Origin of the sequence: Micromonospora sp. NPDC051006 (genome assembly GCF_044456245.1) — a bacterium.
Classification (GTDB): Bacteria; Actinomycetota; Actinomycetes; order Mycobacteriales; family Micromonosporaceae; genus Micromonospora.
The window spans coordinates 91,790-106,127 of the sequence record NZ_JBITFP010000021.1 but is presented as its reverse complement, the minus strand read 5'-3'; the positions used below and the strand labels follow the sequence as shown (position 1 = coordinate 106,127).

14 protein-coding genes are annotated in these 14,338 nt (G+C 73.2%); 9 read left to right on the top strand and 5 right to left on the bottom strand.

The window, feature by feature from the left end; genetic code table 11:
- The first annotated feature begins 140 nt into the window (after positions 1 to 140).
- Positions 141 to 908 carry an SGNH/GDSL hydrolase family protein gene (locus tag ACIBBA_RS26035; RefSeq protein ID WP_357046679.1) on the top strand — a complete coding sequence of 256 codons (768 nt, stop codon included), beginning with the start codon at positions 141 to 143 and terminating at the stop codon, positions 906 to 908.
- A gap of 102 nt (positions 909 to 1,010) precedes the next feature.
- Positions 1,011 to 1,913, top strand: a complete 903-nt coding sequence (locus ACIBBA_RS26030; RefSeq protein ID WP_396700548.1) for a sulfurtransferase — start codon at positions 1,011 to 1,013, stop codon at positions 1,911 to 1,913.
- A gap of 120 nt (positions 1,914 to 2,033) precedes the next feature.
- Here ACIBBA_RS26030 and ACIBBA_RS26025 read toward each other — a convergent pair whose 3' ends face one another.
- The 3 genes from ACIBBA_RS26025 to ACIBBA_RS26015 all read right to left on the bottom strand — a co-directional run bounded on the left by ACIBBA_RS26025 (position 2,034) and on the right by ACIBBA_RS26015 (position 4,398).
- On the bottom strand, positions 2,034 to 3,221 hold the full coding sequence (locus ACIBBA_RS26025; RefSeq protein WP_396700547.1) for a hypothetical protein: 1,188 nt from the start codon (positions 3,219 to 3,221) through the stop codon (positions 2,034 to 2,036).
- On the bottom strand, positions 3,218 to 3,745 hold the full coding sequence (locus ACIBBA_RS26020; protein WP_396700546.1) for a SigE family RNA polymerase sigma factor: 528 nt from the start codon (positions 3,743 to 3,745) through the stop codon (positions 3,218 to 3,220). Before ACIBBA_RS26020 ends, ACIBBA_RS26025 begins: the two co-directional genes overlap by 4 nt.
- A 68-nt stretch (positions 3,746 to 3,813) precedes the next feature.
- Positions 3,814 to 4,398: a TetR family transcriptional regulator gene (locus ACIBBA_RS26015; RefSeq protein WP_396700545.1), complete on the bottom strand. Its 585-nt coding sequence runs from the start codon at positions 4,396 to 4,398 to the stop codon at positions 3,814 to 3,816.
- Positions 4,399 to 4,504: 106 nt separating this feature from the next.
- On the opposite strand from ACIBBA_RS26015, the gene ACIBBA_RS26010 reads away from it, so the two are divergent.
- Positions 4,505 to 5,662, top strand: coding sequence for an FAD-dependent oxidoreductase (locus tag ACIBBA_RS26010; RefSeq protein WP_396700543.1), 1,158 nt, complete (start codon positions 4,505 to 4,507; stop codon positions 5,660 to 5,662).
- A gap of 9 nt (positions 5,663 to 5,671) precedes the next feature.
- Complete coding sequence (locus ACIBBA_RS26005; RefSeq protein WP_396700542.1) at positions 5,672 to 6,235, top strand: VanZ family protein; 564 nt, start codon at positions 5,672 to 5,674, stop codon at positions 6,233 to 6,235.
- Here ACIBBA_RS26005 and ACIBBA_RS26000 read toward each other — a convergent pair.
- Entirely contained in the window at positions 6,126 to 7,394 is a 1,269-nt protein-coding gene (locus ACIBBA_RS26000; protein WP_396700541.1) for an MFS transporter, read from the bottom strand. The two genes, ACIBBA_RS26005 and ACIBBA_RS26000, sit on opposite strands and share 110 nt — an antisense overlap.
- Before the next feature lie 135 nt (positions 7,395 to 7,529).
- Between ACIBBA_RS26000 and ACIBBA_RS25995 the strand changes: the two genes are divergently transcribed.
- The 3 genes from ACIBBA_RS25995 (at position 7,530) to ACIBBA_RS25985 (ending at position 10,687) form a co-directional block, all read left to right on the top strand.
- On the top strand, positions 7,530 to 8,132 hold the full coding sequence (locus ACIBBA_RS25995; RefSeq protein ID WP_350868607.1) for a helix-turn-helix domain-containing protein: 603 nt from the start codon (positions 7,530 to 7,532) through the stop codon (positions 8,130 to 8,132).
- Positions 8,133 to 8,238: 106 nt separating this feature from the next.
- On the top strand, positions 8,239 to 9,606 hold the full coding sequence (locus ACIBBA_RS25990; protein ID WP_396700540.1) for an acetyl/propionyl/methylcrotonyl-CoA carboxylase subunit alpha: 1,368 nt from the start codon (positions 8,239 to 8,241) through the stop codon (positions 9,604 to 9,606).
- A gap of 160 nt (positions 9,607 to 9,766) precedes the next feature.
- Positions 9,767 to 10,687: a hydroxymethylglutaryl-CoA lyase gene (locus tag ACIBBA_RS25985; protein ID WP_396700539.1), complete on the top strand. Its 921-nt coding sequence runs from the start codon at positions 9,767 to 9,769 to the stop codon at positions 10,685 to 10,687.
- 61 nt (positions 10,688 to 10,748) lie between these two features.
- Here ACIBBA_RS25985 and ACIBBA_RS25980 read toward each other — a convergent pair whose 3' ends face one another.
- On the bottom strand, positions 10,749 to 11,330 hold the full coding sequence (locus ACIBBA_RS25980; protein ID WP_357046700.1) for a snapalysin family zinc-dependent metalloprotease: 582 nt from the start codon (positions 11,328 to 11,330) through the stop codon (positions 10,749 to 10,751).
- A gap of 171 nt (positions 11,331 to 11,501) precedes the next feature.
- On the opposite strand from ACIBBA_RS25980, the gene ACIBBA_RS25975 reads away from it, so the two are divergent.
- Both ACIBBA_RS25975 and ACIBBA_RS25970 read left to right on the top strand, forming a co-directional pair.
- Positions 11,502 to 13,034 (top strand): acyl-CoA carboxylase subunit beta, encoded by a 1,533-nt coding sequence (locus ACIBBA_RS25975; protein WP_396700538.1) that lies wholly within the window; start codon positions 11,502 to 11,504, stop codon positions 13,032 to 13,034.
- A 65-nt stretch (positions 13,035 to 13,099) separates the two neighbouring features.
- Positions 13,100 to 14,254 carry an acyl-CoA dehydrogenase family protein gene (locus tag ACIBBA_RS25970; RefSeq protein WP_396700537.1) on the top strand — a complete coding sequence of 385 codons (1,155 nt, stop codon included), beginning with the start codon at positions 13,100 to 13,102 and terminating at the stop codon, positions 14,252 to 14,254.
- Positions 14,255 to 14,338: the final 84 nt, after the last annotated feature.

Here is a 14,338-nt window from a genome sequence, read left to right as displayed (position 1 = left end):
CACACCGACGGGGGGTGGCCCGTTCGCCCGCGCCTCGATCCGGCTCGATGACCTCTGCCACGTCGCCCAGTAGCGGGACCCACCGGCCCGGCCGGCGGTGCAAAACTTGTCGCCGCAGGCAACGAGAGCGAGGGGGCGCGGTGCGCTGGCGCAGCTTTGTGGCGGTGGGGGACAGCTTCACCGAGGGGATGGACGACCCCTACCCGAACGGCACCTACCGCGGGTGGGCCGACCTGGTCGCCACCCGGCTGGCCGCCGAGGCCGGTCCGGAGTTCCAGTACGCGAACCTGGCCATCCGTGGCCGGCTCTTCCCGAACGTCGTCGCCACCCAGGTGCCCGAGGCGGTCGCGATGAAGCCCGACCTGATCAGCTTCGCGGCCGGCGGCAACGACGTGCTGCGCCGCACCTTCGACCCGGACGCGCTGGTCGCCCGCTTCGACGACGTGGTCCGCGAACTCCGCTCCGGTGGCGCCGACGTGATCCTGTTCCGGTTCGCCGACGTGATGGCCCGGCTCCCCGGCCAGCGCCTGGTCGCGCCCCGGGTGCAGCTGCTCAACCAGGCGGTCGGCGAGACCGCCGAGCGGCACGGCGGCATCCTGGTCGACCTCTACGCCGACGACACCTACCTCAACCCGATGCTGTGGAGCACCGACCGGCTGCACCTCTCCCCGGCCGGGCACCGCCGGGTCGCCGGCCAGGTGCTGACCGCGCTCGGGGTGGGTTGCGACGAGGAGTGGCTGATGGTGCCGCCGCATCCGGCGCCGACGCCGTGGCTGGCCGCCCGCGCGGCCGACGCGCGGTGGGTCGGCCAGCACCTGGCGCCGTGGATCAAGCGTCGGGTGACCGGCCGCTCGTCCGGCGACACCGTCACCGCCAAGCGCCCGGTGCTCGGCCCGTTCACCGACTGACCGTTCGCCCGGCGCCGGCCGCCGCCGTGCGGTCGGCCACATTGTGGGCCCTGACCTCGGATGCCGGGTTCCCGGCGTCCCATCGGGCGTACCTTGGGGATCATGTCTGTGCCGAGTGATCCGGATCCCCGCCTTCGGGCCTACGCGGATCCCCAGCGGCTGGTCACCACCGAGTGGCTGGCCGAGCACCTGGGCGACGAGGGCCTCGTCGTCATCGAGTCCGACGAGGACGTTCTGCTCTACGACACCGGCCACATCCCGGGCGCGGTCAAGGTCGACTGGCACCTGGAGCTGAACGACCAGGTGACCCGGGACTACCTCGACGCCAAGAGCTTCGCCGACCTCTGCGCCGCCAAGGGCATCGGTCGCAACGACACGGTGGTCTTCTACGGCGACAACTTCAACTGGTGGGCCGCGTACGCGCTCTGGGTCTTCACCCTCTTCGGCCACCAGGACCTCCGGCTGCTGGACGGCGGTCGGCAGAAGTGGATCGCTGAGGGACGGGAGTTGACCCGGGAGAAGGTGTCCCGGCCGCGCGCCGAGTATCCCGTCCCGCAGCGGGACGACGCGCCGATCCGGGCGTACCGCGAGCAGGTGATGGCGCACGTCGCGGCCGGCCGGCCGCTGGTCGACGTCCGTTCGCTGGGCGAGTACACCGGCGAGATGCTGCACATGCCGGACTACCCGCAGGAGGGCGCGCTGCGCGGCGGCCACATTCCCGGCGCGGTCAGCAAGCCGTGGAAGTCCGCAGCCAACGACGACGGCACGTTCAAGTCGCCGGACGAGCTGCGGGCGATCTACGCCGACCAGCTCGGGTTGAGCCCGGACGACGACATCGTGGCGTACTGCCGGATCGGCGAGCGGTCCAGCCACACCTGGTTCGTGCTGCGGCACCTGCTCGGCTACCCCCAGGTGCGCAACTACGACGGCTCGTGGACCGAGTGGGGCAACCTGGTCCGGGCTCCCGTCGTCAAGGGCGACCAGCCCGGCGGGCTGAACAGCTGACCGTCGCCGGACCCGCGTGCGGCCGAGGGCCGTCGCGCGGGTCCGGCGCTTCGGCGGTACGGCGCGCGCCGGCTCCCGGCCGGAACGCGCGGCGGAATGCCGGTCGCGCGCTGGCCGGGCTCAGCCGGCGGCGAGCGAGACCTCGCCGTGCAGGTCCCGCACCACGCCGGTGACCGCGCCGGTCGACGGCTGCCAGCGCAGCAGGCCGCCCGGGTCGTGGCGGAGCAGCAAGGCACCGTCCCGGTCCCAGCCGAGTACCTCGCAGCAGGCCTTCCAGCGGTCCCGGCCCAGGTCGAGCAGGCGGGTGACCACTCCGGTCTCGGCGTTCAGCACCGCAACCCCCTCTAGCCCACTCATGCTGCCGGTGGTGAGCCAGCCGGCCCGGGCCACCTGGTCGCCGCGCTGCCAGCCCCGCCCGTAGAACTCGTCGACCCGGTTGCCGCTGGGCAGCGCGCGGAAGTCCAGCGGCCAGGAGCTTCGGTCCGTGCCCGCGGCGCTCTGCGTGTATCTGCCCAGCGTGAGGCTCTCCGGGGCGCCGCCCAGCGTCAACACGGTGTCCGTCCGGACGCTCGGGTCGGGGCTGATCACGTCCCAGGGGGACACCGACACCTCCCGGGCGGCACCCGTGCCCCGGTCCACCTCGTACGTGGTGTCGTTGTCGCCGACGAACAGCCGGTCGCCGGACCAGAGGACGTGCTCCAGGTAGCCCTTGAGCGGATAGTGGCGGACCGTCGCGGTGGTCAGGTCGACCACGATCACCTCGTCGGTCTGGGCGAAGGCGGCCGTCCGCCCGTCCGGCGACAGGCTGCTGCTCTTCAGCGGGACGGCGGCGTTGCCGTCGGCGTCGCGGGTCTTGGCCGGGGTGACCACGTCGAGATCCCGGACGAGACCGTCGTCGCCGAGCACCCGGATCCGTCCCTCGACGCCGGTTCCCGGATCGACCGGCTGGTACAGCGCCAGCGCCTGGCGGACCGGGCGGGCGGAGAGCGACGCGCTCACCGGGTCGCCGAGGCGAGCGAGCGGGTCACCGGGATACGTCAGTTGCTCCGGCGGTCGCTGCACCGGTGCGGCGCTCGGGACCGGGCTCGCGGTCGGCGTGGCCGGTGTGATCGGCGACGGCCGGTCGGCGGGGCGCAGGGCAACGGCCGTACCGCCGGTCAGCAGGACGACCGCGACGGCGGCGGCACCGGCGGCACGGCGGTTACGCCGGGTGCGGCGGGCCCGCTCCCAGCCGGCGGACGCGGGGTGCGTCGGCCGGATGTCCTCGGTGGCCACGGCCAGCAGTCGGGCCAGGTCCTCTTCCTTCACGGGTTCACCTCCATGCCGCTCGGCCGGCCGTCCTCGCGGCCCAGCTCAGGGGCCACCTCGCGGAGCCGGCGCAGCGCCGCGTGACACTGGCTCTTCACGGTGCCGACGGTGACGCCGAGCACCTCGGCGGTCGCCGTCTCGGTCAGGTCCTCGAAGTAGCGCAGCACCACAACCGCCCGCTGGCGGGGCGGGAGCTGCCCGAGGGCGTCGTGCAGGGCGAGCCGGAGCAGCCCGTCCCGGTCGTGGGCGGCCTGCTCCGGCGGGTATCCGCCGAGCCATTCCCGCCGGCGGCGACGCCACCAGGAGACGGCGTCCCGGTAGAGGATGGCCCGCACGTACGCGGCCGGGTCGCCGTCACGGACCGCGGGCCAGCGCAGCGCCAACTTCAGCAGGGCGTCCTGGAGAAGATCCTCGGCCTGGTGCCGGTTGCCGCAGATCAGGTAGGCCGCACGCAGCAGCCGGTGCTGGTGGTTCTCCACGAAGGCGACGTAGCCGTCGCGCCCGTCGTTCGCCGCCGGTCCCATCCGCCCCCTCCCCGGCCGTCGCGTTCCGTGTCACCCGACAGACGCACGGGGAGCGGCAAAAGGTTGGGTCAGTTCTCCGGCAGCCCGGTCAGGTAACGCTGGAGGGTCGGCGCGACCCAGCCGACCAGCTCCTCCGGTGCCATCTCCACCATCGGCGGCAGCTGGACGATGTAGCGCGTGAAGGCCAGCCCGAGGATCTGACTGGCCACCAGGCCGGCTCGCCGGCCGGTGGTCGCCGGGTCGGTGCCGAAGCCGGCCACCGCGGCGCTGAGCTGGCTGGCGAAGATGCCCCGCATCCGCTCGGCCGCGCCCGGGTTGGTGCTCGCCGTACGGAGCAGGGCGGCCAGCGTCTCGTCGCCCTCCCACCGGGCGAGGAAGTGCCGGATCAGCACCTCGCCGAGCTGCCCGGGCGGGACGTGGGTCAGGTCGGGCAGCCGTAGGTCGAACTCGGCCGCCGCCGCGAACAGCCCCTCCTTGCTGCCGTAGTAGCGCATCACCATCGACGGGTCGATCCGAGCGTCGGCGGCGATGGCGCGAATGGTGGCGCGCTCGTAGCCGTCGGAGGCGAACCGTTCCCGGGCGGCGCGCAGGATCGCCGCGCGGGTGACGTCCGAGCGGCGGGGCCGGGGCGCGTCGGTGGGGGCGACGGTCATGTCCACGACCGTAGGCCAACAACTGTTGACACACCAACACCCGGCGGCCAAACTTGCCAACAAGTGTTTGCCAACACACGTTGGCAATCCCTTCCCGGAGGTGGCGATGCTGCCCGCGAAGACCGACGTTCTGGTGGTGGGAGGCGGCCCGACCGGCCTCGCCACCGCGCTCACCCTGGCCCGACGCGGGGTCGAGGTGACCGTGCTCGACCAGATCGACCACCCGCCGGTGACCTCCCGGGCGGCCGTCGTGCACGCGTACACCCTGGAGGTGCTGGACCGGATCGACGCCGCTGCGCCGCTCGTCGCCCAGGGCCTGCGGGCGCCGCGGTTCACCGTGCGCGACCGCGACCGGGTGCTGCTCGCGGTGCCGTTCGACCGGTTGCCGTCCCGCTTCCCCTACGCGCTGCTGGTCTCCCAGTCGGTCACCGAGGCGGTGCTCGCCGAGCGGTTGGCCGAGCACGGGGTGCGGGTGCGGCGGCCGTGCCGGCTGACCGGTCTGACCCGGACCGACGACGGGGTGCTCGCTGAGGTCGACGGGGCCCCGCTGCGCGCCCGGTACGTGGTCGGCGCGGACGGCATGCACAGCACCGTCCGGCAGGCCGCCGGCATCGGCTTCACCGGTCCCACCGACGAGGAGTCCTACGTGCTCGCCGACGTCCGGGTCCGCAGCACCCTGCCCCGCGAGGAGGTGTCGCTATTCCTCGCCCGCTCCGGGCCGCTGGTCTGGGCGTCCCTCCCGGACGGGGTGGTCCGGCTGGTCGCCGCCGTGCCGGCGGCCCCCGCCGAGCCGGACCGGGCCTACCTCCAGGCGCTGCTCGATGAACGCGGACCCGCGCAGCGACCCGACCAGGTGACCGAGGTGCTCTGGGGATCCCGGTTCCGGGTGCACCACCGGCTCGCCGACACGTTCCGGGCCGGGCCGGTGCTGCTGGCCGGAGACGCCGGGCACGTGCACAGCCCGGCCGGCGGGCAGGGCATGAACCTCGGCATCTGCGACGCGGTGGCCCTCGGCACCGCCCTCTCCGACGTGCTCGCCGGCGGCCCGGAGACGCTGCTCGACGAGTACACCGCGCGGCAGCGCCCGATGGCCGAGGACGTGCTGAGCTTCGCCGCCGGGCTGACCCGGCTGGCCACCCTGCCGCCCGCCGGCCGGCCGGTGCGGGACGCGCTGCTGCGGCTGCTCGGCGCCCTGCCGCAGGTCAGGCAACGGATCGCGCTGCGCCTCTCCGGGCTGTCCCACCGGGAGCGCGCGCCGGGCTAGGCTCCGCCCGTGGAGCAGGTCTGGCGGGACTGGGGCGGCGTCCTGCTCGCCGTGCTGGCCGGGCTGCCCCTGCTGGCCCTGGTCACCGCCGGGCTCGCCCGGCGTCGGGACGTGCCGGCCGGGCAGGCGTGGCGACGCAGCGTCGCGGAGGTGGGCGCGGTCGCCGGCACCCTGCCCTGGGTGTGGATGATCCTCACCCCGCGCGACGCGCCCCGCCAGGTCGACCCGGTGCCGCTGCGCGACCTGGCCGACCTGCTCACCGGCCCACCGGTGACCGCGGTGGTGCAGGTCGTCGGCAACCTGCTGGTCTTCGCGGCGCTGGGCTTCTTCGCCCCGGTACGCCTCGCCGCGCTGGCCGGCGTCGGTCGGCTCTTCCTGCTCGGCGCGGTCGGCTCGGTGCTGGTCGAGACCCTCCAGTACGCGCTGGATCTCGGCCGGGTCTCCTCGGCGGACGACGTGCTGCTCAACGCGACGGGCGCGGCGCTGGCCGGGCTGCTGTCCCGGGGCTGGTGGGCGCGGCCGGCGGCGGCACCGGCGGAGCCGGCCGCAGTGCCCACCACGCGGCGAGGGTGACCAGCGCGAACGTGCCGGCCGCGCCCACCGCCACCGGCGCCGTCCCGTACGCCGCCCCGACCAGGCCGGCGAGCGCCGCGCCGACCGGCGCGGTGAGCAGCCCGACCATCCGCTGGGCGGCGCCCACCCGACCGAGCAGCCCGGCCGGCACGCGCCGCTGCCCGTACGACGCAAAGACGCTGTTCCACGAGGCGGTGCCGGCGGCGAAGACGGCCAGCGCGAGCCCGCCCGGCACCGGGTGCCGGGCCAGCGCGAACCCGGCCAGCGCGACGGTCTGCACGGCGAGCACCGCGCGCAGCGCCGGCACCGTGCCGAGCCGGGCGGCGAGTCGCCCCGAGCCGAGCGCCCCGGCCACCCCGCCGACGATGGCCGCCGCGGCGAAGAGCCCGTACCCGGCCGGCGGCACCCGCAGCACGTCCAGCGCGTAGAGCACCAGCACGGCCAGCAGCCCGCTTATCGCCAGGTTGCTCGCCGCGGTGAGCAGGGTGAACCGCCACAGGGTCCGGTCCCCGCGCAGCCACCGCACCCCCTCGCCGATCTCGGCCCGCACCGAGCCCCGCGGTGTGGGCTTCGCGTCGCCGAGCGGACGGGCCGGGGTGAGGGCGAGCACGAGGAGGGCGGCCACCGCGAACGTGACCGCGTCGATGGTGAAGGGCAGCGCCGGGGCGGCGGTGAAGAGCAGGCCGGCGGCGGGCGCGCCGAGGAAGCCGCCGGCCACCGCGGCGCCCGCCTGGAGCCGGCCGTTCGCCCGGGGCAGCGCGGCCGGCGGCACCAGCGCGGGGAGCAGCGCGAAGGAGGCGGCGTCGAAGAGGGTGCCCAGCGTGGCGAGCAGGAACGCGGCCAGCAGCAACGCCGCGACGCCGGCCCGGTCTAGGGCGACCGCGACGGCCAGCGCGCCGACCACGGCGGCGCGTACCCCGTCCACCAGGGCCATCGTCCGCCGGCGGTCCCAGCGGTCCGCGTACACGCCGCCGAGCAGGCCGAAGAGCAGCGGCGGCAACTGGCCGGCCACGGTGACCGCCGCGATGACCCGGGGGTCGCGGGTCAGCGTCGCGGCCAGCAGGGCCAGCGCCGGCGTCCGCAGCGCGTCACCGAACCGGGACGAGACGGCGGCGGACCAGAGCAGGTGGTAGTCACGCCCGAGTCGGGATGCGGTCATGCCGGCGATCTTGGGGGGTCGAGCGGGTCGAGGGTCAAGCCGGCCGGCATCGCCCGGTCGCCCGCTCCTCAGGTGTGACCAACCGCCCGGTAACCAAGCCTCCACCTCGCGCTGGGCGCGGTCTAGGCTTGCCCGGTGACGGTGGAGCAGCAGGCGCGCGGCGGCGCGGCGAGCGCGGGGCGGCGCCGGTCCCGCAAGGACGAGATCCTGGAGATCGCGGTCGGTCTCTTCGCCGCCCGGGGCTACCACGGCGTCTCGATGGACGACATCGGCGCGGCCGCCGGGGTCACCGGTCCGGCCCTCTACCACCACTTCGCCGGCAAGGAGGCGATGCTGGTCGCCGCGCTGATCCCGGTGAGCGAGGGGCTGCTCGCCGGCGGCCGGGAACGCGCGGCCGGCCGCCCCGACGATCCGCGCGGCGTGCTGGAGTCGCTGATCGACTACCACGTCGACTTCGCGCTGGCCAACCCCGCGGTGATCGCCCTGCACCTGCACGAGCTGGACCGCCTTCCCGACGAGCCGCGCCGCCGGATCCGGCGCCTGCAGCGGCTCTACGTCGAGGAGTGGGTGACGGTGCTGACCGCCCTGCACCCGGGCATGCCGGACGGCGAGGCCCGGGTGTTGGCGCACGCGGCCTTCGGCCTGATGAACTCGACCCCGTTCCTCGGCGGTGAGGTGGACCGGCGACGCCGGGCCGAGCTGCTGCGCGGCGCGACCCTCGCCGCCCTCCTGGCCTGACACCCCGGGCCGACCTCGCTGACCGACCCCGATGGCGACTTCTGACTGGCCGGGGTGGCATGGTTCCCTGACAACCGTCCCGACATCTGGACGCTGGGGAGGAAACATGATCGAGTCGCTGCTGGTCGCCAACCGGGGCGAGATCGCCCGCCGGATCATCCGTACCGCCAAGCGGCTCGGCGTACGCGCGATCGCGGTGCACTCGGAGGCGGACGCCGGTCTGCCCTTCGTCACCGAGGCCGACGAGGCCGTCTGCGTCGGCCCGGCCAACCCCGCGCAGAGCTACCGCAACACCGAGGCGATCCTCGCGGCCGCCAGGTCCACCGGCGCGCAGGCGATCCACCCCGGCTACGGATTCCTCTCGGAGAACGCCGACTTCGCCCGTACCGTCGAGGCCAGCGGGCTGATCTGGGTCGGGCCCGGCGCGGACGCGATCACCGCGATGGGCGACAAGATCAATGCTCGGAACCTGATGGCGGCGGCCGGCGTCCCGGTCGCGCCCGGCACCACCGAACCGGCGGCCGACCTGAACGCCGCCGTCGCGGCGGCGGCCGAGATCGGCTACCCGGTGATGGTCAAGGCCGCGGCCGGTGGCGGCGGCATGGGCATGGGCGTGGCCGTCGACGAGGCCGCGCTGCGCACCGAGTACGACAAGGTGCGCGCGTTCGCCGAGCGGATGTTCGGCGACGGCTCGGTGCTGCTCGAGCGGTACTTCCCCCGGGTACGCCACGTCGAGGTGCAGATCCTCGGTCTGGCCGACGGTCGGGTGGTGGCGCTCGGCGAGCGGGAGTGCTCGGTGCAGCGGCGCAACCAGAAGCTGGTCGAGGAGTCGCCGTCGCCGGCCGTCTCGCCCGAGCTGCGCGCGCGGTTCCTCGCCGCGGCGGTGCGGGCCGGCGAGGCGGTCGGCTACCGCAACGCCGGCACGGTGGAGTGCCTGTTGGTCCCGCGTGAGCGGGACTCCAAGGGGGAGGGTTCCGGTTCCGAGGAGTTCTTCTTCCTGGAGATGAACACCCGCCTCCAGGTGGAGCACCCGGTGACCGAGCTGGTCTACGGCCTGGACCTGGTCGAGGAGCAGCTGCGGGTGGCCGGTGGGCTCGCCCCGACGTTCGACCCGGACCGGCTCGCCCCGCGCGGGCACGCCATCGAGCTGCGGATCAACGCCGAGGACCCGAAGCGTTTCCTGCCCGGCCCGGGCGCGATCACCACGTGGGCCGAGCCGACCGGCGAGGGCGTTCGGGTCGACTCCGGCTACGTCGCCGGCAACACCGTCACCCCGTTCTACGACAGCCTGCTGGCGAAGCTGATCGTCAGCGGCGCGGATCGGGCCGAGGCGATCGAGCGGGCCCGCGCCGCCGTGGCCGCCTTCGAGGTGGCCGGCCCGAAGTGCAACCTGCCGTTCTTCGCCGAGCTGTTGGAGAACGACGAGTTCGTCTCCGGCGACTACGACACCGGCATCGTCTCCCGGATGCGCTGACCCGCCCCCCTGCGCCGCTGATCATGAAGTTGTTGCCCACCACCTCGGCGTGTCGCGGCAACAACTTCATGATCAGCCCGGCTGGATGCGGATTTTTCGGCGCGGGTGGGAGGCTTGAGGGACCAGGAACCAGCACGCGTCACAGTGAGGTGACCATCGCATGAGCCAGCTGCCAACTTCCGTGTCGATCCGCGAGGTCGGGCCGCGCGACGGGCTCCAGAACGAGGAGCCGATCCCGACCGACGCCAAGGTGCGCCTGCTCGACGCGCTCTCCGGCACCGGCGTCAAGCGGATCGAGGCGGTGTCGTTCGTGCACCCGAAGGCGATCCCGCAGATGGCCGACGCGGACGAGGTGTGGCAGCGGGCCCGCAAGGCCGACGGGGTGCGCTACTCGGCGTTGGTGCCGAACACCCGCGGCGCGCAGCGCGCCCTTGCCGCCGGGTTCACCGAGATCGAGGTGGTCGTCTCGGCCAGCGACACGCACAACCGGCGCAACGTCAACCGCTCGACCGACCAGTCGCTCGACGACATCGCCGAGCTGATCGACCTGCTGCACGGCGCGGGGGCGCAGGCCGAGGTGATCGTGGCGACCAGCTTCGGCTGCCCCTACGAGGGGGACATCGACCCGCAGCGGGTCGCCGGGATCGTCGACCGGGTGGTCTCCGACGGTGCGGACCGGGTGGCGTTCGGCGACACCACCGGCATGGGCACCCCGCGCCGGGTCCGCGACCTGCTGACCGCGGTACGCGACCGCAACGCGCACGTTCCGGTGCTGCTGCACTTCCACAACACCCGGGGCACCGCGCTGGCCAACCTGCTCACCGCGCTGGAGCTGGGAGTCACCGAGTTCGACGCCAGCGTCGGCGGTCTCGGCGGCTGCCCGTACGCGCCGGGGGCGAGCGGCAACCTGGCCACCGAGGAGGCGGTGCACATGCTGCACGACATGGGCATCGACACCGGCATCGACCTGGACGCCCTGATCGAGGCCGCCGAGCTGGCCGAGCGGCTGATCGGCGGGAAGCTCCCCTCCGGCGTGCTGCGGGCCGGCCCGCGTACCCGGTTGACGCCGATGCCGGCCTGACCGGTCGGGCACGCAGCGGAGGGGCCGGCGGTCGCGCCGCCCCTCCGTCGTACCCGGTCGGTCAGCCGATCGGGGCCAGCGTGGCCGGGGCCGGCCAGCTGTCCCGGAAGATCTCCGACCCGGTGCGGTCCGCGGCGCGCTCGCCGGCGCTGCGGGTGCCGGCGAAGAGGTTGCTCACCCGGTTCGCCTCGGTGGTGCTCGGGTAGGGGTTGGTGCAGCTGGTGCCGGCGCTGCCGCCGGACATCAGGATCGCGCAGTTGCCGTTGTAGTTGTCCGGCAGGCCGAGGATGTGCCCGATCTCGTGGGTCATGATCCGCAGCGGGCTGTACTGCGAGGCCTGCTGGGTGTCAATGTAGACCCGGCCGTTGCCGAGGCTGGTCCGCACGGCGTACGAGCCGCCGCCGGTGATCTGGTAGATCCGCAGGTTGGAGCCGCAGTTCGCCGAGAGCGTCAGGTTCGAGGTGGCGTTGTTCCAGATGGAGGCGGCCTGGTTGGCGATGCTGGCGTAGCTCGGCGCCTGGCTGGTGTTGTAGCAGATGGTCATGGCCGCGGACGCGGGTGACGGGTTGGCCACCGTCACGCCGAGGGTGGCGACTGCCGTCGCGACCAACGCGCCTGCGATCCGGCCGATGCGTGAGGTCATTGCGGGCTCCAATCCGGAAGGGGTGTCAGGAGCCTAGACATATACATCCATCAATTTCAATATTTGGTTCGCGTTCGCCGTCGTGCGGTGCGGCGGCGTCCGGGTGGCCGGGCGTCCTCGCGATGCGATAGCCTAACGATCGTTCAGGTCGCAACAGGCGAGGGAGTCGGCGTGACGCTCGACGGTGAGGCACTGGAGCAGCTGCGCAAGCGGGCCCAGGCCGGCGGGGCGGACAAGTATCACGCGGCCAACGCCGCCAAGGGCAAGCTCTTCGCCCGGGAACGGGTCGCGCTCCTGGTCGACGAGGGCAGCTTCGTCGAGGACGGCCTCTACGCCAACGCAATGGCCGACGGCCTGCCCGCCGACGGCGTGGTCACCGGCACCGCCACCATCGACGGGCGGCAGGTCTGCCTGATGGCGAACGACTCCACGGTCAAGGCCGGCAGCTGGGGCGCGCGCACCGTAGAGAAGATCATCCGGATCATCGAGCGGGCCTACTCCACCAGCGTGCCGATGGTCTACCTGGTCGACTCGGCCGGCGCCCGGATCACCGACCAGGTCGAGCTCTTCCCCGGCCGGCGCGGCGCCGGAAAGATCTTCTGGAACCAGGTCCGCGCCTCCGGCTCCATCCCGCAGGTCTGCGCGCTCTTCGGGCCGAGCGCGGCCGGCGGGGCCTACATCCCGGCGTTCTGCGACGTGGTCGCCATGGTCGACGGCAACGCGAGCATGTACCTCGGCTCGGACCGGATGGTCGAGATGGTCACCGGCGAGAAGACCACCCTGGAGGCGATGGGCGGCGCCAAGGTGCACTGCGCCGAGTCCGGCGTCGGGCACTTCCTCTGCAAGACCGAGGCCGAGGCGCTCGACGTGGTGAAGCGCTACCTGTCCTACCTGCCGGCGAACTGGACCCAGGCGCCGCCGGTGGCCGAGGCGCAGCCCGCGCCGGCGAAGGCCGACCTGGCCGCGCTGGTGCCGGCGAGCGAGCGGCAGGCGTTCGACATGCGCCGCTACGTCAAGGGTCTGCTCGACGAGGACAGCTTCTTTGAGATCCAGGCGCTCTGGGCCAAGGAGCTGACCATCGGCTTCGGCCGGCTCGACGGCCAGGTCGTCGGCGTGGTCGGCAACAACTCGATGTTCAAGGGCGGCGTGCTCTTCGTCGACTCGGCCGACAAGGCCACCCGGTTCGTGCAGCTCTGCGACGCGTTCAACGTGCCGCTGCTCTTCCTCTCCGACGTGCCCGGCTTCATGGTGGGCAGCGCGGTCGAGAAGCAGGGCATCATCCGCCACGGCGCCAAGATGATCACTGCGATCTCCGAGGCCACCGTGCCGAAGATCTGCGTGGTGGTCCGCAAGGCGTACGGCGCGGGCCTCTACGCGATGGCCGGCCCCGGCTTCGAGCCCGACGCCACCATCGCGCTGCCCACCGCCAAGATCGCCGTGATGGGTGCCGAGGCGGCGGTGAACGCGGTCTACGCCAACAAGATCGCCGCGATCGAGGACGAGGCGGAGCGCGCCGCGTTCGTCGCCGCGAAGCGCGCGGAGTACGAGCAGGACATCGACATCGTCCGGCTCGCCAGCGAGCTGGTGATCGACGCGATCGTCGAGCCGCACGAGCTGCGGGCCGAACTGGTCCGCCGGTTCACGGCGGCGCAGGGCAAGGAACGGCACTTCTCCCGGCGCCGGCACGGCGTCACCCCGGTCTGACCGACCCGACCCACTCCCGGCCGGCGTCACGAGCGCCCGGCGGGCCCGTCCTACAGGAGGAACCCATGGACTTCCGGCTCACCGAGGAGCAAGAGGCGCTGCGGGAGAGCGTGCGGGACTTCGCCCGCGAGGTGGTCGCACCGGTCATCGCCGAGCACTACGAGAAGCACACCTTCCCGTACGAGGTGATCCGGCAGATGGGCAAGATGGGCCTCTTCGGGCTCCCCTTCCCCGAGGAGCACGGCGGCATGGGCGGCGACTACTTCGCGCTCTGCCTGGCCCTGGAGGAGCTGGCCCGGGTCGACTCCAGCGTGGCCATCACCCTGGAGGCCGCGGTCTCCCTGGGCGCCATGCCGATCTACCGCTTCGGCAACGACGAGCAGAAGGCGCAGTGGCTGCCGAAGCTGCTCAGCGGCGAGGCCCTCGCGGGCTTCGGGCTGACCGAGCCGGGCACCGGCTCCGACGCGGGCGGCACCCAGACCCGGGCGGTCCTGGACGAGGCGACGAACGAGTGGGTGATCAACGGCTCGAAGGCGTTCATCACCAACTCGGGCACCGACATCACCACGCTGGTCACGGTGACCGCGGTGACCGGGGTACGCGAGGACGGCTCGAAGGAGCTCTCCACCATCATCGTGCCCTCCGGCACCCCGGGCTTCACCGTCGCGCCGGCCTACTCCAAGGTCGGCTGGAACGCCTCGGACACCCACGAGCTGACCTTCGAGGACTGCCGGGTGCCGGCGGCGAACCTGCTCGGCGAGCGGGGTCGGGGCTTCGCCCAGTTCCTGCGCATCCTCGACGAGGGGCGGATCGCCATCGCCGCGCTCGCCGTCGGCCTCGCCCAGGGCTGCGTCGACGAGTCCGTCAAGTACGCCAAGGAGCGGCACGCCTTTGGCCAGCCGATCGGCAACTACCAGGCGATCCAGTTCAAGATCGCCGACATGGAGCTGAAGGCGCACACCGCCCGGCTGGCCTACTACGACGCGGCGGCCCGGATGCTGGCCGGCGAGCCGTTCAAGCGCCAGGCCGCGATCGCCAAGCTGCACGCCAGCACGGTCGCGGTGGACAACGCCCGCGAGGCCACCCAGGTCCACGGCGGCTACGGCTTCATGAACGAGTACCCGGTAGCCCGGTTCTGGCGGGACTCGAAGATCCTGGAGATCGGCGAGGGCACCAGCGAGGTGCAGCGGATGATCATCTCTCGCGACCTCGGGCTCTGAACGCTCGCCGACGCTGCCGCTGTCGGGTATCGGCGGCGGAGCGTCGGCAGCCCGACGCTCGACTGCCGGAGGTCGGACCCGATC

What these genes read in the sequence shown, in the direction of transcription:
- ACIBBA_RS26020 (WP_396700546.1), bottom strand. Translation starts at nt 3,745, where the DNA reads ATGGGACCGGCGGCGAACGACGGGCGCGACGGCTACGTCGCCTTCGTG.
- ACIBBA_RS25970 (WP_396700537.1), top strand. Translation starts at nt 13,100, where the DNA reads ATGGACTTCCGGCTCACCGAGGAGCAAGAGGCGCTGCGGGAGAGCGTG.
- ACIBBA_RS26015 (WP_396700545.1), bottom strand. Translation starts at nt 4,398, where the DNA reads ATGACCGTCGCCCCCACCGACGCGCCCCGGCCCCGCCGCTCGGACGTC.
- ACIBBA_RS26000 (WP_396700541.1), bottom strand. Translation starts at nt 7,394, where the DNA reads ATGACCGCATCCCGACTCGGGCGTGACTACCACCTGCTCTGGTCCGCC.
- ACIBBA_RS26030 (WP_396700548.1), top strand. Translation starts at nt 1,011, where the DNA reads ATGTCTGTGCCGAGTGATCCGGATCCCCGCCTTCGGGCCTACGCGGAT.
- ACIBBA_RS26010 (WP_396700543.1), top strand. Translation starts at nt 4,505, where the DNA reads ATGCTGCCCGCGAAGACCGACGTTCTGGTGGTGGGAGGCGGCCCGACC.
- ACIBBA_RS25990 (WP_396700540.1), top strand. Translation starts at nt 8,239, where the DNA reads ATGATCGAGTCGCTGCTGGTCGCCAACCGGGGCGAGATCGCCCGCCGG.
- ACIBBA_RS25985 (WP_396700539.1), top strand. Translation starts at nt 9,767, where the DNA reads ATGAGCCAGCTGCCAACTTCCGTGTCGATCCGCGAGGTCGGGCCGCGC.
- ACIBBA_RS25980 (WP_357046700.1), bottom strand. Translation starts at nt 11,330, where the DNA reads ATGACCTCACGCATCGGCCGGATCGCAGGCGCGTTGGTCGCGACGGCA.